The 18,640-nt window shown below is 74.1% G+C and carries 16 protein-coding genes and 1 riboswitch; of the genes, 11 read left to right on the top strand and 5 right to left on the bottom strand.

Annotated features, from left to right (window positions below; genetic code table 11):
• Nucleotides 1-93 precede the first annotated feature (93 nt).
• The 9 genes from VGO20_RS01845 (at nt 94) to VGO20_RS01805 (ending at nt 11,108) form a co-directional block, all read left to right on the top strand.
• A complete protein-coding gene (locus tag VGO20_RS01845; protein ID WP_327500580.1) occupies nt 94-273 on the top strand; it encodes a hypothetical protein in 180 nt (59 codons plus the stop codon).
• A 55-nt stretch (nt 274-328) separates the two neighbouring features.
• Nucleotides 329-772, top strand: a complete 444-nt coding sequence (locus VGO20_RS01840) for an RbsD/FucU family protein (protein WP_327500579.1) — start codon at nt 329-331, stop codon at nt 770-772.
• A gap of 406 nt (nt 773-1,178) precedes the next feature.
• Nucleotides 1,179-1,643 carry a hypothetical protein gene (locus VGO20_RS01835; RefSeq protein WP_327500578.1) on the top strand — a complete coding sequence of 155 codons (465 nt, stop codon included), beginning with the start codon at nt 1,179-1,181 and terminating at the stop codon, nt 1,641-1,643.
• 147 nt (nt 1,644-1,790) lie between these two features.
• The gene (locus VGO20_RS01830; protein ID WP_327500577.1) at nt 1,791-2,963 is read left to right on the top strand and encodes an aminotransferase; all 1,173 of its coding nucleotides are present in this window, start codon (nt 1,791-1,793) and stop codon (nt 2,961-2,963) included.
• A 39-nt stretch (nt 2,964-3,002) separates the two neighbouring features.
• Entirely contained in the window at nt 3,003-7,796 is a 4,794-nt protein-coding gene (locus VGO20_RS01825; protein ID WP_327500576.1) for an alpha-2-macroglobulin family protein, read from the top strand.
• 41 nt (nt 7,797-7,837) lie between these two features.
• On the top strand, nt 7,838-8,248 hold the full coding sequence (locus VGO20_RS01820; protein ID WP_327500575.1) for a DUF2946 family protein: 411 nt from the start codon (nt 7,838-7,840) through the stop codon (nt 8,246-8,248).
• Nucleotides 8,249-8,308: 60 nt separating this feature from the next.
• Nucleotides 8,309-8,827 (top strand): YcnI family copper-binding membrane protein, encoded by a 519-nt coding sequence (locus VGO20_RS01815; RefSeq protein WP_327500574.1) that lies wholly within the window; start codon nt 8,309-8,311, stop codon nt 8,825-8,827.
• A 3-nt stretch (nt 8,828-8,830) separates the two neighbouring features.
• A complete protein-coding gene (locus tag VGO20_RS01810; protein WP_327500573.1) occupies nt 8,831-10,474 on the top strand; it encodes a copper resistance CopC/CopD family protein in 1,644 nt (547 codons plus the stop codon).
• A gap of 100 nt (nt 10,475-10,574) precedes the next feature.
• Nucleotides 10,575-11,108 (top strand): GNAT family N-acetyltransferase, encoded by a 534-nt coding sequence (locus VGO20_RS01805; RefSeq protein WP_327500572.1) that lies wholly within the window; start codon nt 10,575-10,577, stop codon nt 11,106-11,108.
• Between the two features lie 76 nt (nt 11,109-11,184).
• Here the strand turns inward: VGO20_RS01805 and gcvPB are convergent, their stop codons facing one another.
• From gcvPB to gcvT, 4 genes are all read right to left on the bottom strand, one after another.
• Nucleotides 11,185-12,762 (bottom strand): aminomethyl-transferring glycine dehydrogenase subunit GcvPB, encoded by a 1,578-nt coding sequence (gcvPB, locus tag VGO20_RS01800; RefSeq protein ID WP_327500571.1) that lies wholly within the window; start codon nt 12,760-12,762, stop codon nt 11,185-11,187.
• Entirely contained in the window at nt 12,759-14,108 is a 1,350-nt protein-coding gene (gene gcvPA, locus VGO20_RS01795; protein ID WP_327500570.1) for an aminomethyl-transferring glycine dehydrogenase subunit GcvPA, read from the bottom strand. The genes gcvPB and gcvPA overlap by 4 nt, the downstream gene beginning before the upstream one ends.
• A complete protein-coding gene (gene gcvH, locus VGO20_RS01790; RefSeq protein ID WP_327500569.1) occupies nt 14,108-14,482 on the bottom strand; it encodes a glycine cleavage system protein GcvH in 375 nt (124 codons plus the stop codon). The genes gcvPA and gcvH overlap by 1 nt, the downstream gene beginning before the upstream one ends.
• Before the next feature lie 69 nt (nt 14,483-14,551).
• Nucleotides 14,552-15,670, bottom strand: a complete 1,119-nt coding sequence (gene gcvT / locus VGO20_RS01785) for a glycine cleavage system aminomethyltransferase GcvT (protein ID WP_327500568.1) — start codon at nt 15,668-15,670, stop codon at nt 14,552-14,554.
• A gap of 163 nt (nt 15,671-15,833) precedes the next feature.
• Nucleotides 15,834-15,922: riboswitch (glycine riboswitch) on the bottom strand.
• A 115-nt stretch (nt 15,923-16,037) separates the two neighbouring features.
• On the opposite strand from gcvT, the gene VGO20_RS01780 reads away from it, so the two are divergent.
• Nucleotides 16,038-16,919, top strand: coding sequence for an AEC family transporter (locus VGO20_RS01780; RefSeq protein WP_327500567.1), 882 nt, complete (start codon nt 16,038-16,040; stop codon nt 16,917-16,919).
• 16 nt (nt 16,920-16,935) lie between these two features.
• Here VGO20_RS01780 and VGO20_RS01775 read toward each other — a convergent pair whose 3' ends face one another.
• Nucleotides 16,936-17,529: a hypothetical protein gene (locus VGO20_RS01775; protein ID WP_327500566.1), complete on the bottom strand. Its 594-nt coding sequence runs from the start codon at nt 17,527-17,529 to the stop codon at nt 16,936-16,938.
• A 130-nt stretch (nt 17,530-17,659) separates the two neighbouring features.
• On the opposite strand from VGO20_RS01775, the gene ispH reads away from it, so the two are divergent.
• Nucleotides 17,660-18,631, top strand: a complete 972-nt coding sequence (gene ispH, locus VGO20_RS01770; protein WP_327500565.1) for a 4-hydroxy-3-methylbut-2-enyl diphosphate reductase — start codon at nt 17,660-17,662, stop codon at nt 18,629-18,631.
• The last annotated feature ends 9 nt before the right edge of the window (nt 18,632-18,640 follow it).

Raw genomic sequence — 18,640 nt, 5'->3', positions numbered from 1 at the left:
CCCCCGCCCGCGGAGCGACAGCTTGCCGCGCCCGGGGCCGGCGTCCGGCGGCCCATATTGCCTCGCTGGCATCAGAGGATCTCGGGGGACAGGATGAGCGACCGGACGATCGTCGCGCTCGGCACCGGGCTGCTCCTGCTCGTGCTGGTCGCGACCGCCACGCTGGGCGTGGGCCTCGGCGGCTACGTCGCGGCGGGCGTCGCCGTGGCGCCCGCAGCCGCCGCGGCCATCCTCGTGGTCCGCAGGCGGCGCCGGCGGCACCGGTCCCGGTGAAGCAACGGCCGGGCGGCCGGAGGCGTTATCGGATGCCCCTGCCGGAGGAAACGCCATGCTCAAGGGACTTGACCCGCTGCTGCACGCCGACCTGCTCTACGTCCTCGCGGCGATGGGCCACGGCGACGAGATCGCGGTCGTCGACCGCCACTTCCCTGCCGTCACCATCGGCGCCCGGATCGTCCGGCTCGACGGGGTGCCGGGGCCCCGCGCGCTGGAGGCGATCCTCTCGGTCCTGCCGCTCGACGACATGCTGGACACGCCGGCGACGCGCATGACGGCCTTCGGCGAGACCGACGAGGTCCCGGAGGTATGCACGGAGTTCCAACGCGTCCTCGACATGGTCGAGAGGGAGGGCCGCTGGACGCTCGGCCGCCTCGACCGGGCCTCCTTCTACGAGCGCGCGCGCGCCGCCTTCGCCGTCGTGGTGACGGGGGAGATGCGGATGTGCGGCAACGTCCTGCTCGCCAAGGGCGCGCTGGAGCCGCGCGACGCCTGATCGGGCCATAGTCTTCGCAGTACGGATCGAACGCGTCGGCTCTATCAGTCGACACACGCGAATGAGCTATATACTCTGCTTTTGAGCAGGTTGGTCCGCGGGATCCGCTCACCCTGCCCGTGTTGGCCGCGTGACGGTTCAGGGCGCTGTTTCATCAAGTATGGAACGAAGATGGATCCGAACAAGAGCCTAGATCCGGCGACGGCAGACACCTTGGTTTCCGCCTTGTTCGAGCTCAGCGCGGCACAGTTCAAACTGGCGTCCATCTTGTAGAGAACGCAGGAGAGTCTGGGGAAGGCCGGCATCAAGCTCGCGGACCCCGAACTGAACAAGGACGCCCTCGAAACCATGAGGACGGCGCTCGACCAGGTCAAACGTCTGGCGGCGACGCTCGGGGTGCGGATCGATGACGGCGAGTAGCCACCTGAAGCTCGTGGCGAGCGCCGCCGAACGGGCCGCCGAGGACGCCGAGGACGCCGTCAACAGCCTGCCCATTGACGTTGGCGGCAGCGGTCCCCATGATCCTGGCATGGAAACGCGTGTCGCACGGTTGGAAGTCGAATTCGAGCGCGTCCGCAAGGATCTCGATGAGATCAAGACGGATCTGAGGACATTGGTCCTGAACACCACGGCATTGCCGACCAAGCGCGACCTGACCAACAACACGTTCGCGGGGTTGGGCATCGGTCTCGCACTCATGGCGCTCATCATCGGCGGCATCATTGGCGGATTGTCCTGGATAAGGGCAGAACCCTCACCTGTTGCGTTCCAGCCTCCCGTCACCATAACTGCGCCGCCCGCGCAGGTTATCATCGTTCCGCCGGGAGCGGCGCCGGCCGAGTTGGGCCCGGCTGGGCCCCAGCCGGAGTAGAGAGGCTCGTCACCGAGGCAGTCCTGTCGACGCCGGCCGGACGTCGTCCCCCATCCGTGCGGCCATCCATGCGGCGGTGCGAAAAGCGCTGCTGACCCGCGGCCCGGGACCGGCTAAAGTCGGTCTTCCTCCGTCACGGGCACGTCCATGAGCGATACTGTCGGCAACCCCCTGTTCAGCCGGATGCCAACCACGGTCTTCGAGGTGATGTCGCGTCTGGCGCAGCAGCACGACGCGGTCAATCTCGGCCAGGGCTTCCCCGACGACCGCGGCCCGGCCGACGTCCTGCAGGCCGCCGCCGACGCGCTGCTGGACGGCTACAACCAGTACCCCAGCATGTGGGGCATCCCGGCCCTGCGCGAGGCCGTGGCCGCCCACGGCGCGCATTTCTACGGGATCGAGGCCGACTGGCAGACCGAGGTCATGGTGGCCTCGGGCGCCACGGAGGCGCTGGCCGCGTCGCTGCTGGGGCTGATCCGGCCGGGCGACGAGGTCGTCCTGTTCGAGCCGCTCTACGACTGCTACCTGCCGATCGTCCGGCTCGCGGGCGGGGTGCCCCGCTTCGTGTCGCTGAAGCCGCCGCACTGGCGGTTCACCCGCGCCGACCTCGAGGCCGCGTTCGGCCCGCGCACGCGCGTCGTGCTGCTGAACGACCCGCTCAATCCCGCGGGCAAGGTGTTCGAGCGGGCGGAGCTGGAGCTGATCGCGGAGTTCGTGCAGCGCCACGACGCCGTCGCGGTATGCGACGAAGCCTACGAGCACATCGTCTTCGACGGCCGGCGCCACGTCCCGCTGATGACGCTGCCGGGCATGCGCGAGCGCTGCGTGCGCATCGGCTCGGCCGGCAAGACCTTCTCGCTGACGGGCTGGAAGGTCGGCTACGCCACCGCCGCCGCGGCACTGCTCCAGCCGATCGCGAAGGCCCACCAGTTCCTGACCTTCACGACGCCGCCCAACCTCCAGGCCGGCGTCGCGCACGGGCTGCGCAAGGACCCGTCGTATTTCTCGGGCCTCGCCGGCGACATGCAGGCCCGGCGCGACCGCCTCGCCGCCGGGCTGTCCGGCGCCGGCTTCGGCGTCCTGCCCGTGGAGGGGACCTACTTCCTGATCGCCGACTACCGGCCGACCGGCTTTCGCGGCACCGACGAGGAATTCTGCCGCCGGCTGATCGTCGAGGCGGGGGTGGCGGCGATCCCGCTCAGCGCCTTCTTCGCGCAGTCCCCGGTCGAAGGCTATGTCAGGTTCTGTTTCTGCAAGCAGGACGCCGTGCTGGATACCGCCGTAAAGCGGCTGGCCGCCCATTTCGTACCGGCGGCCTGACCGCTCTCCTCCTTCCGACTCCGGAATGCCGCCCCTCCCATGCTGAGTCCGCTCCGGCCCGCCCTGGCGCTCGTCCTCGCCACCTTCTCCGGGGCCACCCTCTCCTGGACCACCCCGGCCGCCGGCGCCGATCCCGGCGCCGGCTTCTCCGTCTCCTCGGTCGAGGTGGTCGCGGAGCGGGACGTCCCGCAGGCCTGCTTCACCTTCACGCAGGACCTGGAGAAGACCCCGCGCACGACCTGGGAACGCTTCGTCGCGGTGGAGCCGGCGGTGACGCTCGGCGCCGTCGCGCGCGGGCGGACGCTCTGCCTCGAAGGCTTCGAGCACGGCAGGCGCTACCGCGTCTCCCTCGCCGCGGGGCTGCCCGGCGCCGACGGCGCGCGCCTCGGCACCGCCGCGAGCAGCGAGATCGAGGTGCCGAACCGGCCGCCCAGCCTCGTCTTCCAGGGCGGCGGGGCCATGATGTCGCGCATCGGCGCCGGCGGCCTGCCGCTGCGCACGATCAACGTCGAGCGCGCCCGGCTCGAGGTGCTGCGCATCACCGACCGGACCATGGCCGAACGGCTGCATGTCGGGCGCGCGGCCCAGTCGCTGATCCCCGAGGAGGCCGACCGGCTGGCCCTGGAGGCCGGCGAGGTCGTGTGGCAGGGCGAGATGGCGATCGGCGGCCAGCCCAACCAGGCGGTCGTGACGGCGTTCCCGATCGACGCGCTGCTCGGCACGCTCGGGCCGGGGGTCTACGTGGCGCGCGCGGCGGCGGCCGACCAGGATGCTGGCCAGGACGCTGGCCAGGACGGCGGCCAGGACGCTGGCCAGGACGGCGGCCAGGACGCCGGCCCTGCCGCCCCCGGGGAGGGCGCGTCGCGCTGGTTCGTCGTCACGGAACTGGGGCTGGCGACGCTGATCGCGCGCGACGGGCTGGTCGTGTTCGCCCGCACGCTCGCCGACGCCCTGCCGGCGCAGGACGTGGAGCTGAGGCTGGTCGCCCGCAACGGGACCGAGATCGCGACCGCGCGCACCCAGCGCGACGGCCTCGCCCGCTTCCCGCCCGACGTGCTGGACGGCACGGGCGCGCTTGCCCCGCTCGCCGTCTTCGCGACCGGGCCGCGGGACGATTTCGGCGTCGTGGAACTCGCCGGCCCCGACTTCGACCTCGTCGACCGGATCGACGACGGCGCGCGGCCGTCGGCGCTCGTCCACACCGACCGGGGCATCTACCGCCCCGGCGAGACGGTGCGGGTCGGCATCCTGCTGCGCGACGCCGACGGGCGCGCGGTCGCCGATGCCCGGCCGGTTCTCGCGCTGGTCCGGCCCGACGGGTTCGAGGTCGAGCGGTTCACGCTGGAGGAAGGCCGCGCGGGCGGCTTCGCGGCGAACCTGCCGCTGCCGGCGGGTGCCGCCACCGGGGAGTGGACGGTGGCGGTGCATCTCGATCCGGCGGCGCCGCCGCTCGGGACCGCCCGGCTGCGGGTGGAGGACTTCGTGCCCCCGCGCATCGACCTCCACATGGAAGCGTCGGGGGCGGTGCTGGCGCCCGGCTCCGGGGCGGCGGTATCGCTGCACGGCCGCTACGCCTACGGGGCGGCGGCGGCAGGCCTGCACGGAGAGCTCTCGATCACGCTGCGGCGCGCGGACGGCGCCTTCCCCGCGCACCCGGACTTCCGCTTCGGCCTGGCACAGGAGACGTTCGAGCCGGCCCGCGCGGAACTGCCGGCGTTCGTGTCGGGCGCGGACGGGACGGCGCGGCTGGAGATCCCGCCGCCGGTGCTGCCGGAGACGAGCCATCCGCTCGAGGCGGAGGTCCGCGCCGGGCTGCTCGATCCCGCCGGCGGCACGGCCTGGGCGACGACGGTTCTGCCGGTCCACGCGGCGCCGGTCGCGATCGGCATCCGGCCGCATTTCCCCGGGGACGCCGTGCCGGAAGGCACGACGGCCGCGTTCGACGTCGTGACGCTCGACCCCCGGGGCGAGCCCATGGCCCGCACCGGGCTGCGCTACGACCTGTTCGAGGAGGTGCACGAGCCGGTCTGGTTCGAGACCGAAGGCCGCTGGGACTACCGGATCGAGATCGAGGAGCGCCGCCTGAACGGCGGGACGCTGGACGTCGGGATGGACGGGCCGGCCGGGATCGAGCTGCCGGTGACGGCCGGGCGCTACCGGTTCGAGGTGTTCGATCCCGCTTCCGGCGCGGCATCCAGCGTGCGGTTCTCCGCCGGCTGGTGGGTCGGGCCGGTCGCGGGCATCCGCCCCGACCTGGTCGAGGTGACGGCCATGCAGCCCCACTACGCGCCGGGCGAGACGGCCCGCGTGTTCGTCCGCCCGCCCTATGCCGGCCAGGTGCTGATCACGGTCACCGACGGGCGGATACGCCATGCCGCGACCGTCGCGATCGGGCCCGAGGGCGAGTTCCTCGACATCCCGCTCGACCCGTCCTGGTCGGCCGGCGTTCACGTGATCGCGACGGCCTTCGCCCCGGCCGGGCCGCGGCAGCGGATCGCGCCCAGACGGGCCACCGGGCGCACCTGGATCGGGCCGGAACCGTGGACGCGCACCCTTGAGGTCGCGATCGGCGGGCCGACGGAGGCCCGCCCCCGCGCCGCCACGACCCTCCCCATCACGGTCGGCGGCCTGGAACGGGGCGAAAACGCCTATGTCACGGTCACCGCGGTCGACGAGACGGTGCTGCACCTGACCAGGCACCGGGCTCCCGACCCGGCCGGCCTGCTGCTCGACCGCCGCCCGCTCTCGGTCGAGCTGCGCGACGGCCTCGGCCATCTGATCGAGCCCCCCTCCGAGGACGGGCCCGAGCCGGCCGAGGCGCGCGACGAGCCGCCGGCGCTGCAGCGCGTCGCCGGCGTGCCGGCCATCGGCGAGCCGGTGGTCGCGCTGTTCTCCGGCATCCTTCCGGTCGGCGAAGGCGGCACGGTCGACGTGCCGGTGGAGATCCCGGACTTCGCCGGCGTCCTGCGGGTGACCGCCGTCGCCTGGAGCGCCGAGCACATGGGCATGGGCGGCCGGCTGCTCGCGGTCGGCGACCCCGTCGCGGTCGAGGCCAGGGTCGCGCGCCGGCTGGCACCCGGCGACGAGACGACGGTCGAGGCGGTGTTCGACGTCCAGGACGCCGCCGGCGACTGGCGGATGACGCTCTCGGCCGAGGGCGTGCTCTCGCTGCCGGGCGGCGAGCGCGCCGTTTCCTTCCCCGGGCTGGAACCCGGCGCGCAACGCCGGGTCTCCGCCCGGCTCGTCGCCCGCGAGGCCGGCGCCGGGCGGCTGCGCGTCCAGGTCGAAGGGCCGGACGGCTTCCGCCTCGACCGGAGCTGGGCGGTTGCGGTCGAGCGGCCGGACCTGCCGGTGCTGCGCCACGCCGCCGGGACCGTCGCCCCCGGCGCGGCGCCGGCCCTGCCCGCGGACCTCGCCGCCGGCCTGGAGCCGTCCGGCCTGCGCTATACGCTGTCCCTGGGCGCGCTGCCCCGGCTGGCGCCGCCGACCGACACGGCGGGGCCGGACGACGTGGCCGCCCTGGAGGCCGCCATCGGCACCGAGCGGCTCGCGGCGGCCGTGTTGCCGCTGGCCGCCGGCCTGCCCGAGGAGATGCGGCCGGCGGTCCAGAAGGCGCTCGACCGGCTGCTGGCCGCCCAGCGCCCGGACGGCGCGTTCGGCGCCTGGACCGCCGCCGACCCGGCGGACCCGTGGCTCACGGCCCATGCGCTCGACGTTATGACGCGGGCCCGCGAGGCCGGCCTGCGCGTCCCCCAGCGCGCCTACGAGCAGGGCATCGGGCGGCTTGCCGGAATGGTCGAGGACGCCTGGCTGGACGAGGCCGACCTGGCCGCCCAGGCCTATGCGCTGTACGTGCTGGCGCGCGCGCGGGCCATCGATCCCGCGGAAGTGCGCTATTTCGTCGAGACGCGGTTCGCCCGCCTGCCGACCGGCCTCGCCCGCGCCCAGGCGGCGGCGGCCCTCGGCCTGCTCGACGACGCCGAGGGCGCGCGCGCCGCCTTCGCCCGGGAGGCCGGGCAGGAGACCGGCCAGGAGGAGGACCTGCGCGACCGCGCCGGGGCGCTGGCCCTGCTGGCCGAGAGCGGCCTCGCCGGGCGCGACCGGCTGGAGCGGGAGGTGCTGTCGCTGTGCGCGGCACTCGCCGACGGGCCGCCGCCGGGAGCGCGCGAAACCGCGTGGCTGCGCCTTGCGGACCAGGCGATCGACCGCCTCGGCGCCGCCGTTTCGATCAGCGTCGACGGCAATCCGGTCACGGCCGACCGGCCACTGTCCATCACCTTCGATCCGGCGACGCCCCCGGCGGTGGTCAATACCGGGACCGCCCCCCTGCACGTCGCCTTCGGCGTGGCCGGCCATCCCGCGGCCGCCGAAGCCAAGCCCGGCGAGCCGCCCGTCGCGAGGCGCCTCCTCGACACCCGGGGCGAACCCGTCGACCCCGCGCGGCTGCGGCCGAACCAGCGCGTCGTCGTCGTGCTCGAGGGCCGCGTCGATCCCGAAGGGCCGCGCCGCCTGCTCGCGACCGACACGCCGTCGGCCGGGCTCGTGGTCGAGCGCACGCGGCTCGACCCGGCCGCCGCCGCGGGCCCGCTCTCCACGGTTCGCCACCAGGAGGTGCGCGGCAACCGCTTCGCGGCCGTGATCGAGCTGCCCGCCGGCGCCGGGGCCTTCCGGATCGCCTATGCGGCCCGCGCGGGCATGGCGGGAAGCTACCTGCTGCCCCCGCCCCGGATCGAGGATGCCGACCGTCCCGGCCCCGCCGCCCTGGGCGAGACCGCGAGGATCAGGGTTCCGGCACTCCGGGTGCCGGTGCCGGAGGCCGGCGCGCCACCGTGACGCATCCGGGAGAGGCTTGATCGCCGCCGGGATGCGGGGCCATGATCGCGGAACGGCGGGGATCGGGAATGGCCGGAAACGGGACATGGGCCGGAAGGGTGGCGTCGCTCGTCGCGGCGGCGTTCCTGCTGCGGCTGCTGCTGCTGCCCGTCTTCGCCGTCCCCGGGCACGCGGCCCCCGCCTACGAGCATGCCGGTCACGCCGCCCACGCCCCCGCCCAGGCCCACGCTGCTGCCGAGCACGAGGCGCCGCGCGGCGGGGGCGACCACCACGCCGGCGCGCAGGCCTGCCATTTCTGCCGGTTCGACGCCCCCTCGCTCCCGCCTCCGGCGGCGCCGGCCCTCGGGCCGCGGCTGCGCCCGGCATCGCCGCCGCCGCCCCGCCGGCGACCGCCGCGCCTGCGCGATCTCGCCATCCGGGTGCGCGCCCGGGCGCCGCCGCCATCCGCCTGACCCTGCGGCGGCCGGCGCCCTGCCGGCCGCGATCCAGAGACCACAGGCGGAATGAAGACCATGACGAGAATGACGCTGGCCGCGCTCGCGGCCGCGATCGCCGCCGTGCCCGGCACGGGTGCGGCGCATGTGACGCTGCAGGCCGGGGAGGCCCCGGCGGGCGGCTATTACCGGGCCGTGCTCCAGGTCGGGCACGGCTGCGAGGGCTCCCCGACCCGGGAGATCAGGGTCCGGGTACCCGACGGGATGGTGTCGGCGAAGCCCATGCCCAAGCCGGGCTGGGAGGTCGAGGCCGTGCGCGGGCCGCTCGCCACCCCCTATGTCAGCCACGGGCGGACGATCACGGAGGGCGTCACGGAGATCCGCTGGAGCGGCGGCCCCCTCCTGGACGAGCACTACGACGAGTTCGTGTTCCGGGCCCGCCTGCCGGAGACCCCGGGCGCCGTCCTGCACGTCCCCGTGATCCAGACCTGCGTACAGGGCGAGCACCGCTGGATCGAGATCCCGGCGCAAGGCCAGGACCCGGACGCGCTCGCCGAGCCGGCGCCGTCGCTGCGCCTGACCGACCCGGCGAGATAGCCGGTGCCCGGACGGTCCGGCACGTTCCTCCTCGCGGTGCGGCTCCTGGTCCTGGTCCTGGCCGTGCTGGCCGTCTCGGCCCCCGGCCGGGCGGCGGCGCATGCCGTCCTGCTGCAGGCCACCCCCGCCGACGGCGAGCGGCTGGCGAGCGCGCCGGCGCGGGTGGAGCTGCGCTTCAACGAGCCGGTTCGCCTCCACGCGCTGCGTCTCGCCGGCACCGGCGGGATCGCGGCGGCGCTCGTCCCCGAGGCGGGCGCCGCCGACCGGATCGCGGCCCGGCTGCCCGCGCTCGGGCCGGGCAGCTACGCGGTGAGCTGGCGCTTGTCCTCTATCGACGGGCACCCGGTGTCGGGCTCGATCGCCTTTTCGGTCGGGCCGGGATCGGTGGATGGGGCGGACGGGGCGGAGGAGGCGGTCCCGGTCCCCGCCGCGGACGCGTGGGGAACCCTGCACGCGGCCGGCCGGGCCGTGGCCTTCGCCGCCGGCCTGACCGCGGCGGGAGCGCTGCTGTTCCTGGCGCTGTTCGGCAGGCAGCCGGCGGTCGACGCCGCCGCGGTCCGCCGCTTCGCGCTCGCCGCGACGGCGCTCGCCACGGCCGCCGTCATGGCGGTCGCAACGGCCGCCCGCGCCATTCTAGACGGCGGGGGGCCGGGCTCCGCGGTGCTGGCGCGGGCCGCCGACTGGACCGCCGCCGGGCCGGACCCGGCCTCGGCCCTGCGTCTCGGCGGGCTGGCGCTGCTGGCGCTCGGCGCGGCCGTCCCGCGCGCGACGGTCCCGGCCGGCGTTGCGGGCGCCGTGGCGGTCGCGGCATCCTTCGGCGCCACGGGGCACACGGTCGCCCATGCCGCGTCCGCGGACCAGCCCTGGCTGCCGGCGCTGCTGGCGGTCCATCTCCTGGGCGTCTCGTTCTGGATCGGCGCCTTGTGGCCGCTGCTGCACGCGGCGCGCACGGGCGACGGGCCGGCCGTGCGCCCGCTGATGGCGCGCTTCTCGGCCGTCGCCCTCGTCGCCGTCCCCGTGCTCGTCCTCGCCGGCTTGATCGTCGCGGCGGCCCTCGTCGGCGGATGGCAGGCGCTGGCCGCGACGGCCTATGGCCGGCTGCTGTGCGCGAAAATCCTGCTGGTCGGGGGCATGCTGGCGCTCGCCGCGGCGAACCGGTGGCGCCTGGTGCCGGCACTGGCGTCCGACCGCCGCGCGCTGCCCCGGCTGCGCCGCTCGATCGGCGCCGAGATCGTCCTCGCGCTGGGCGTCTTCGCCGCCACCGCCGCGATGACGAGCGTCAACCCGCCGCCGCGGCCGATCGGGGAAGTGACGGCCACGGCCTCGACCGGGCCGCTCGCCCTCGCCCTCACGGTCTCGCCGGGCCTGCCGGGGACGAACGAGGTCGTGGTGCGGATCACCGGGGCCGACGGCGCCCCCTTCGACCCGCAGCAGGCCACGCTGCGCCTGAGCAGTCCCGGCCTCGGGATCGAGGAGATCGTCCGGCCCATGGACCGGACCGGTCCCGGCACGTTCCGCCACGAGGGGCCGGAACTGGCCCTGGCCGGGCACTGGCTCGCGGCCGTCGACCTGCTGATCGACGACTTCGAGCGCCGCCGGGTCGAGTTCCCGATCGCGCTGGGCGTGCAGGAACGTCACGCCCATTGAGCGCGCGACGTCCTTGGGAGCCTGGAGCGGAGAAGGGGCTTCATTTCCGCTTGGCAGCGGGGCAAGCTCGCAACTGCGATACGTTTGCGGAGTGGAAGACGTGCAGGACAGCAGCCAGGTGACGATCCGCCCGTGCGAGGAAGGCGACCTCGGGGCGGTGCTGGATATCTACGCCCCCCAGGTCCTGCACGGCAGCGCCTCGTTCGAACTCGAGGTCCCCGGGATCGAGGAGATGGCGCGCCGCTGGCGCGACGTGACCACCCGCAACCTGCCCTATCTGGTGGCGGAGCGCGACGGGGTGGTGGTCGGCTACGCCTATGCCGGCCCGTACCGGCCGCGTCCGGCCTACCGGTACACGGTCGAGAACTCCGTCTACGTCGCCGCCGGCCAGGAGCGGCGCGGGATCGGCCGCCTGCTGCTCGCCGCACTCCTGGACGAATGCGGGAAGCTGGGCGTGCGCCAGGTGATGGCGGTGATCGGCGACAGCGCCAACGAGGCGTCGATCCGCGTCCACTCCGCCCTCGGCTTCCGCCGGGTCGGCACGCTGACGTCGGTCGGCTTCAAGTTCGGCCGCTGGCTCGACGTCGTCCTGATGCAGCGCGAACTCGGCGAGGGCGACCGCACGACGCCCTGAGAAGCCTGCCCTGAGTATCCAGCCGCAAGGCGCCTCCCTCCCGCCCGGGCCGCGGGCGGGAGGGAGGCTCTGTCCCCTACTCCGCGGCTTCCTGGTACGGCTGGTCGGGCTGCCAGCGCAGGATCGGCTTGCGTGCCGCGGCCGTCTCGTCGAGGCGGCGGCGCGGCGTGAAGCGCGGGGCGCCGGTGAAATGCTCCGCGTCCCCGGCCTTCGCCCGCTCGGCCAGGCCGCGCAGCACCGCGACGAAGTCGTCGAGGCCCTGCTTGGTCTCGGTCTCGGTCGGCTCGATCAGCAGGGCGCCGTGCACGACCAGCGGGAAGTACATGGTCATGGGGTGGTAGCCCTCGTCGATCAGCGCCTTCGCGAAGTCGAGCGTGCTGACCCCGGTGTCCTTCAGGAACCGGTCGTCGAACAGGGCCTCGTGCATGCACGGCCCCTCGAAGGACGCGGTCATGACGTCCTTCAGGCTCGCCAGCAGGTAGTTGGCGTTCAGCACCGCGTCGGACGCCACCTGCCACAGCCCGTCCGCCCCGTGGCTCAGCATGTAGGAGAGCGCGCGGACGAACATCCCCATCTGGCCGTGGAAGCCCTTGAGGCGGCCGAACTCGGCCCCCGTCGCCCCCTCCCCGGGCCCGTCCCCGGGCCCCTCGACCAGGCGCAAGCCCGAGGCGTCGTGGACGACGTGCGGGAACGGCATGAAGCGGGCCAGCGCCTGCGACAGGACCACCGGGCCCGAGCCCGGCCCGCCGCCGCCATGCGGGGTCGAGAAGGTCTTGTGCAGGTTGATGTGCATCGCGTCGATGCCGAGATCGGCCGGCCGCACGCGCCCGACGATCGCGTTGAAGTTGGCGCCGTCGCAGTAGAAATAGGCGCCCGCCGCATGCACCAGCTCGCCGATGCGCACGATGTCGCGCTCGAACAGCCCGCAGGTGTTGGGGTTGGTCAGCATGATCGCCGCGACGTCGGGGCCGAGCTTGGCCTCCAGTGCGGCGAGGTCGACGCGGCCGGTCGCGTCCGCCGGGATCGCATCGACCGTGAAGCCGAGCGAGGCGGCCGTCGCCGGGTTGGTGCCGTGCGCGCTCTCGGGCACCAGCACGCGCAGCCGGTGCGCCTCGCCGCGCTCGATCAGCGCCGCGCGGATCGCCATCATCCCGCACAGCTCGCCATGCGCGCCCGCCGCCGGCGACATCGCCACCGCCGGCATGCCGGTCAGCGTCTTCAGCCAATGCGCCAGCGTGTCGATCAGCTCCAGCGCGCCCTGGACCGTGCTCATGGGCTGCATCGGGTGCAGGTCGGCGAAGCCGGGCAGCCGGGCCATCTTCTCGTTGAGCCGCGGGTTGTGCTTCATCGTGCACGAGCCCAGCGGGTAGAGCGCCATGTCGATGGCGTGGTTCTTCTGCGACAGCCGCGTGTAGTGGCGGACCACCGTCGGCTCGGCGAGGCCGGGCAGGCCGATGCGCCCGCGCTGGCGCACCGCTCCCAGCCTGAGGCCGGTCTCCTCCGGCTCGGGCAGGTCGACGCCGGTCGTGCCGGGGCTGTCCTGCTCGAAGATCAGCGCCTCCTCCAGCACGAGGCCGCGATTGCCGCTGATGGTGGCCGACCCGGACGCCGCGTCCGGGGTGCCGGTGTCGGTCCTGCGACCCTGGTTGTTCATTTCAGCACCTCCTCGAGGCCGGCGGCGAGTGCCTCCATGTCGGCCTCGGTGTTCGTCTCGGTGGTCGCCACCAGCAGCAGGTTCTCGAGCTCGGCGACGCCGGGATGCAGGCGCGAGACGGGCACGCCCGCCAGCACGCCGCGCGCGGCCAGCGCGTCGACCACGCCCGCCGCCGGCCGGGACAGGCGCAGCGTGAACTCGTTGAAGAAGGCGTCGTTCACGACCTCGACCCCGGGCACGCGCGACAGCATGCCCGCCAGCCGCACCGCGTTGGCGTGGTTGATCCGCGCGAGGCGCGTGAAGCCGGCCTCGCCCAGCAGGGTCAGGTGGATCGTGAAGGCCAGCGCGCACAGCCCGCTGTTGGTGCAGATGTTGCTGGTCGCCTTCTCGCGCCGGATGTGCTGCTCGCGGGTCGACAGCGTCAGCACGAAGCCGCGCTTGCCCTCGGCGTCGACAGTCTGGCCGCACAGCCGGCCGGGCATCTGGCGCAGGAACTTCTCACGCGTCGCGAACAGGCCGACATAGGGGCCGCCGAAGCCGAGCGCGTTGCCGATCGACTGGCCCTCGGCCGCGACGATGTCCGCCCCCATCTCGCCCGGCGAGGCCAGCAGGCCGAGCGACACCGCCTCGGTCACGACGACGACCAGCAGCGCGCCCTTGGCGTGGCAGGCCTCCGCCAGCTCCGAATAGTCGCGGACCTGGCCGAAGACGTCGGGGTTCTGGACGACGACGCACGAGGTGCGGGCGTCGACCTGGGCCATCAGGTCCTCGCCGCCCTCGGGTGCGGCCGGCATCTGCACCGTCTCGAAGCCGGTGAAGCGCGCGTTCGTCACCGTCACGTCGCGGTAGTGCGGGTGCAGGCCGCCCGACAGCACGGCGCGCGAGCGCCGGGTCAGGCGGTTGGCCATCATCACCGCCTCGGCGCACGACGTGGCGCCGTCGTAGAGCGACGCGTTGGCGACCTCCATCCCGGTGATCAGCGCGACCTGGGTCTGGAACTCGAACAGGTACTGCAGCGTGCCCTGCGTGACCTCGGGCTGGTAGGGCGTGTAGGAGGTCAGGAACTCGCCGCGCTGGATCAGGTAGTCGACCGAGGCCGGGACGTGGTGCCGGTAGGCGCCGGCGCCCAGGAAGCTCGGCACGCTGCCGGCCGGCACGTTCTTCGCGGCCATCGCGGCGATCGTGCGCTCGACCTGCAGCTCGCCCATGTGGTTGGACAGGCCCTCGATCGGGCCGGGCAGGCGCGCCGATTCCGGCACGTCGCGGAACAGGGCGTCGACCGACGGCGCGCCGATGCGCGCCAGCATCCCGCGCCGGTCGGCGTCGGTCAGGGGCAGATAACGCATTACGCCAAGCCTTCCACGTAGGACTGGTAGGCGGCCTCGTCCATCAGGCCGTCGAGCGCCGAGGCGTCGGTGATCCGCAGCTTGACGAACCAGCCCCCGCCCATGGGCTCGCGGTTGACCAGCGCCGGGTCGTCGCCCAGCGCGTCGTTCACCGCGACCACCTCGCCCGCGACCGGGGCGTAGACCTCGCTCGCCGCCTTCACGGATTCGACGACCGCGGCCTCCCCGCCGGCCTCGACCGTGCGGCCGACCTCCGGCAGGTCCACGAACACGACGTCGCCGAGCTGCTGCTGGGCGTAGTCGCTGATGCCGATCACGCCGGTGTCGCCATCGACGCGGATCCACTCGTGGTCCTTCGTGTACTTGATGCTCATCTCAACCGTCCCCCGGGAAAAAACGTTGTGTCGGCCGTGCCTGCAGGCCGTGCCGCTCAGCCGTGTCGCTCAGCCGCGGTAGTAGCGCTGCGGCACGAAAGGAAGCTGGGCCACCTGGGCGGGCAGCGTCTTGCCCCGGACGCTCAGGCCCAGCGCCGTGCCCGGCTCGGCCAGCGATGCCGGCACGTAGCCCATCGCGACCGGCCCGCCGACCGTCGGCCCGAAGCCGCCGCTCGTCACCTCGCCGACCGTGGCGCCGGACGCGTCCGTCACCGGCGTGTGCTCGCGCGCGGGCGCCCGCCCCTCGGGCCGGATGCCGACGCGCAGCCGCGCCGGGCCGTCGCGGAGCTGGGCCAGCACGACGTCCGCGCCGGGGAAGCCGCCCTCGGCCCGGCGGCGCTTGCCGATGGTCCAGGCCAGGTTGGCCTCGATCGGGGTCGTCGTCTCGTCGATGTCGTGGCCGTAGAGGCACAGCCCGGCCTCGAGCCGCAGCGAGTCCCGCGCGCCCAGCCCGATCGCCTCGACCTCCGGCTCGGCCAGGAGGCGGCGCGCCACCTCCTCGGCCTTCGTATCCGGGACCGAGATCTCGTAGCCGTCCTCGCCGGTGTAGCCGGAGCGCGTGACCAGCGCCGGGACCCCGGCGACCTCGGTCTCGAGCGCGGTCATGAACTTCATCGCCGCGGCCGCGGGCGCGAATCGCGCCAGCACGGCCGAGGCCTGCGGGCCCTGGAGCGCCAGCAGCGCCCGGTCGCCCAGGTACTCGACGCCGATGCCGGACGGCAGGTGCTCGCGCAGATGCGCGATGTCCTGCTCCTTGCAGCCGGCGTTCACGACCAGGAACAGATGGTCGCCCATATTCGTGATCATCAGGTCGTCGAGGATGCCGCCCCGCCCGTTCAGCAGCAGCGAGTAGCGCATGCGGCCCTCGCCCAGCGCCTGGATCTCGCCGGGCACCAGCGTCTCCAGCGCCGCCGCCCCGCCGTCTCCCGTGAGGCGGACCTGGCCCATGTGCGAGACGTCGAACAGGCCGGCCGCCGCCCGGGCGTGCAGGTGCTCCTTCATGATGCCGGCAGGGTACTGCACCGGCATGTCGTAGCCGGCGAACGGCACCATCTTCGCCCCCAGCTCGACGTGGAGCGCGTGGAGAGGCGTCGTCTTGATACCGGGAACGGGTTCGGAATCGGCCACGGGGTCCTCCGACAAGGGTTGACCGTGCCATGGAGCACGGCTGTCGCCCCCTCTGTCGCGGACCCTGAGAGATTCACCGGGAGACCCCCTCTGGGCCCTGCGATCCCGGCTTACTCCGTCGGTGAGGCGGCCCCGCTGCCGGTTCCGCCTGCTTTCCAGAGTGCTTCCCCCTGCGGTCCTTTTGCCTGAGAGTTTCCGGGGCGGTTGCTCCTTCGGCGCCGGCCCGGGGCCGGTCTCTCCCGCGAGGGGTCGTCAGCGTGTGGCCCTAAGCTAATCGGCCCGGTGGGAAAGTCAATCGCGGCGATGAAGGCGGGAACGGCCCGGCCCGTATTCCCCGAAGGTGGTAGGTCGGGTTACAAGGGTCTTCATGCCCTTCCTCGACCACCTCCCTCTCCTGATCCCCGTGCTCGGCTGCGCCGCGGTCGGGGCTCTCCTCGTCCTGCTGCGCCTGCCGGTGGACGAGCGCACGGCCGCCGCGCTCGCCGCCTGGATCGCCCTGCCCGCCCTGATGCTGTCGGCGCAGGCGCGCACTCCCGTGGGCGCCGGCGCGCTCGCGTCCGGCCTGCTGGCGGGGGCCGCGGCCCTGGCCCTGGCGGCGCTGGCCGGCGCGCTGCTCCTGGCCCTGCTGCGCCAGCCGGTGCGCGCGCTGCTGCCGGCGGTGATGCATCCCGCCGCGGCCCTGCTCGGCGTGCCGCTGGTCCAGTTCACCCATGGCGGCGGCGCCCTCGTCCATGCGGTCGCCTTCGCGGCGCTGGTGCTGGCGAGCCAGGCGAGCGTGGGGGCGTGGCTCGCCGCCGGGCGGATCGATGGGCGCGCCCTGCTCGCCTCCCCGCCGCTCTGGGCGGTGGCGCTGGTGATGGCGCTGTCCTGGGCGGGGCTCGGCGTCCCGGCCTGGACCACCGGCGTCACCGACCTGCTCGGCGCCATGGCGGCGCCGCTTCTGCTCGTCCTGCTGGGGGCGTCGCTGGCGCGCGCCGGCGTCACGGGGATCGGCCGGGCGCTGCTGCCGGGGCTGCTGCGCCCGGCACTCGGCGCCGCGGCCGGCTTCGCGGCCGTGATGCTGCTGCCGGTCCCCGGGGATGCCGTGCCCGCCCTCGTGCTGGGCGGCGCGATGCCGGTAGCCGCGGCCCTGCCCGTCTTCGCCGGCCCGTCCAAGGGGCCGGCCGGGACCGGGGCCGCCGCCCTGGTCTCGACCGTGCTGGTGCTCCTCGCCCTGCCCTGGCTGCTGCGCCTCGCCGCGGCGGCCTGAGGCGCGGGCGGCCGGCTCAGGGCAGCCGGCGCTCGCGGTTGTAGCGGAGCTGGTCGGGGGTGAGCTGGAAGCCGACCAGGATGCGGTAGTCCTCCGGCCGGGCGCCCTCGGCGACCGGGATCGTCTGCGTCAGCTCCTCGATCGAACCGGCCCGGCGCTGCGCCCCCTGGAAGGTGACGCCGGTGTCGAACTCCTGCTTGGCGAGGATGCCGCCGTCCGGTGCGGCGACCGCGACGAAATACCGGTAGCCGGCGTCCGTCCCCTGGAGCGCCGGCCCCTTCTCGGCGGCCAGCACGAGGTTGAGGTCGACCTCGACGCGCCCCTCGCCGGGCCGGCAGCCGCCGGCGAAGTCGGCGAAGGCGGCGCGGCTGGTGACGTCGGTCAGGTCGCGGCCCGGCCCCTCGCGGAACTGGGTCACCTCCTCCGCCCCGCTGACGAACTCGATGACGGGGCAGCGCGGCGCTTCGGCGGGGACGGCCTCGGCCTCCTCGTCGCCGCCGAGCCCGAGGCTCGAGCAGGCGCCCAGCAGCGGGAGCACCAATGCCGCGACGACGGCGGCACGGGCTTTCGCCGCGACGGCGGCACGGGCTTTCCTGGCGGGCGTTCCCATATTAGGTTCGGGTCGGGTGTGCATGGACGGGGCCGTCTCTCGGTCGTGGTTCGATGCGCGCTCCGCGACTTTAGTGACCTGACCGGGCCGGCACAAGCCGGGCCGCCGATGCTTCTTCCGGGGTACTGCCATGCCGAGACCGCCGCTCACCGTCCTGCTCGCCAGCCCGCGCGGCTTTTGCGCCGGCGTGGACCGCGCGATCCAGATCGTCGAGGTCGCGCTCGAGAAGTACGGCGCCCCCGTCTATGTCCGCCACGAGATCGTGCACAACCGCTTCGTGGTCGAGGACCTGGAGGCCAAGGGGGCCGTGTTCGTCGACGAGCTGGACGAGGTGCCGGACGGCGTCCCGGTGATCTTCTCCGCCCATGGCGTGCCCAAGTCGGTGCCCGCCGAGGCGCGCCGGCGCGAGTTGCTGTACGTCGACGCGACCTGCCCGCTGGTCAGCAAGGTCCACCGCGAGGCCGAGCGCCACCACGCCGAGGGCAGGCAGGTGGTCCTGATCGGCCATGGCGGCCATCCCGAGGTGGTCGGCACCATGGGCCAGCTCCCCCCCGGCGCGGTCGTCCTGGTCGAGGACGTCGACGAGGCCGTCCGGCTGGAGGTGCCCGACCCCTCGCGGCTCGCCTACGTGACCCAGACCACGCTGTCGGTCGACGACACGGCCGCGATCGTCGAGGCGCTGAAGGCCCGCTTCCCGGAGATCCACGGGCCGCGCCAGCAGGACATCTGCTACGCGACCACCAACCGGCAGATGGCCGTCAAGGCGATAGCGCCGCGCGCGGACGCGCTGCTGGTGCTGGGGGCGCCGAACTCCTCGAACTCGATGCGCCTCGTGGAGGTCGCGCGCAACCAGGGCTGCCCGGCCGCACGCCTGGTCCAGCGGGCGACGGAGATCGACTGGGACGGGCTCGGCCCCGTGCGCACGCTCGGCATCACGGCCGGCGCCTCGGCCCCGGACGTGCTGATCCGCGAGGTCCTGGCCGCCGCGCGCGAGCGCTTCGACGTCACGGTCGAGGAGGTCACGGTCGGCGTCGAGGACGTGGCGTTCAAGCTGCCGCGCGTGCTGCTCGACCAGAACGCCCCCGTACCCCTTGCCGATTGACCCGCGCCC

The sequence above is a fragment of the Arenibaculum sp. genome (assembly GCF_035998295.1).
Classification (GTDB): domain Bacteria; phylum Pseudomonadota; class Alphaproteobacteria; order Azospirillales; family Azospirillaceae; genus DASYHS01.
This window is presented reverse-complemented; position numbering and strand designations above follow the sequence as displayed.

Excerpts from the sequence above, each read along its gene's own strand:
- VGO20_RS01845 (WP_327500580.1), top strand. The coding sequence starts at position 94 with ATGAGCGACCGGACGATCGTCGCGCTCGGCACCGGGCTGCTCCTGCTC.
- VGO20_RS01840 (WP_327500579.1), top strand. The coding sequence starts at position 329 with ATGCTCAAGGGACTTGACCCGCTGCTGCACGCCGACCTGCTCTACGTC.
- VGO20_RS01835 (WP_327500578.1), top strand. The coding sequence starts at position 1,179 with ATGACGGCGAGTAGCCACCTGAAGCTCGTGGCGAGCGCCGCCGAACGG.
- VGO20_RS01830 (WP_327500577.1), top strand. The coding sequence starts at position 1,791 with ATGAGCGATACTGTCGGCAACCCCCTGTTCAGCCGGATGCCAACCACG.
- VGO20_RS01825 (WP_327500576.1), top strand. The coding sequence starts at position 3,003 with ATGCTGAGTCCGCTCCGGCCCGCCCTGGCGCTCGTCCTCGCCACCTTC.
- VGO20_RS01820 (WP_327500575.1), top strand. The coding sequence starts at position 7,838 with ATGATCGCGGAACGGCGGGGATCGGGAATGGCCGGAAACGGGACATGG.
- VGO20_RS01815 (WP_327500574.1), top strand. The coding sequence starts at position 8,309 with ATGACGAGAATGACGCTGGCCGCGCTCGCGGCCGCGATCGCCGCCGTG.
- gcvPB (WP_327500571.1), bottom strand. The coding sequence starts at position 12,762 with ATGAACAACCAGGGTCGCAGGACCGACACCGGCACCCCGGACGCGGCG.
- gcvPA (WP_327500570.1), bottom strand. The coding sequence starts at position 14,108 with ATGCGTTATCTGCCCCTGACCGACGCCGACCGGCGCGGGATGCTGGCG.
- gcvH (WP_327500569.1), bottom strand. The coding sequence starts at position 14,482 with ATGAGCATCAAGTACACGAAGGACCACGAGTGGATCCGCGTCGATGGC.
- VGO20_RS01780 (WP_327500567.1), top strand. The coding sequence starts at position 16,038 with ATGCCCTTCCTCGACCACCTCCCTCTCCTGATCCCCGTGCTCGGCTGC.
- VGO20_RS01775 (WP_327500566.1), bottom strand. The coding sequence starts at position 17,529 with ATGGGAACGCCCGCCAGGAAAGCCCGTGCCGCCGTCGCGGCGAAAGCC.
- ispH (WP_327500565.1), top strand. The coding sequence starts at position 17,660 with ATGCCGAGACCGCCGCTCACCGTCCTGCTCGCCAGCCCGCGCGGCTTT.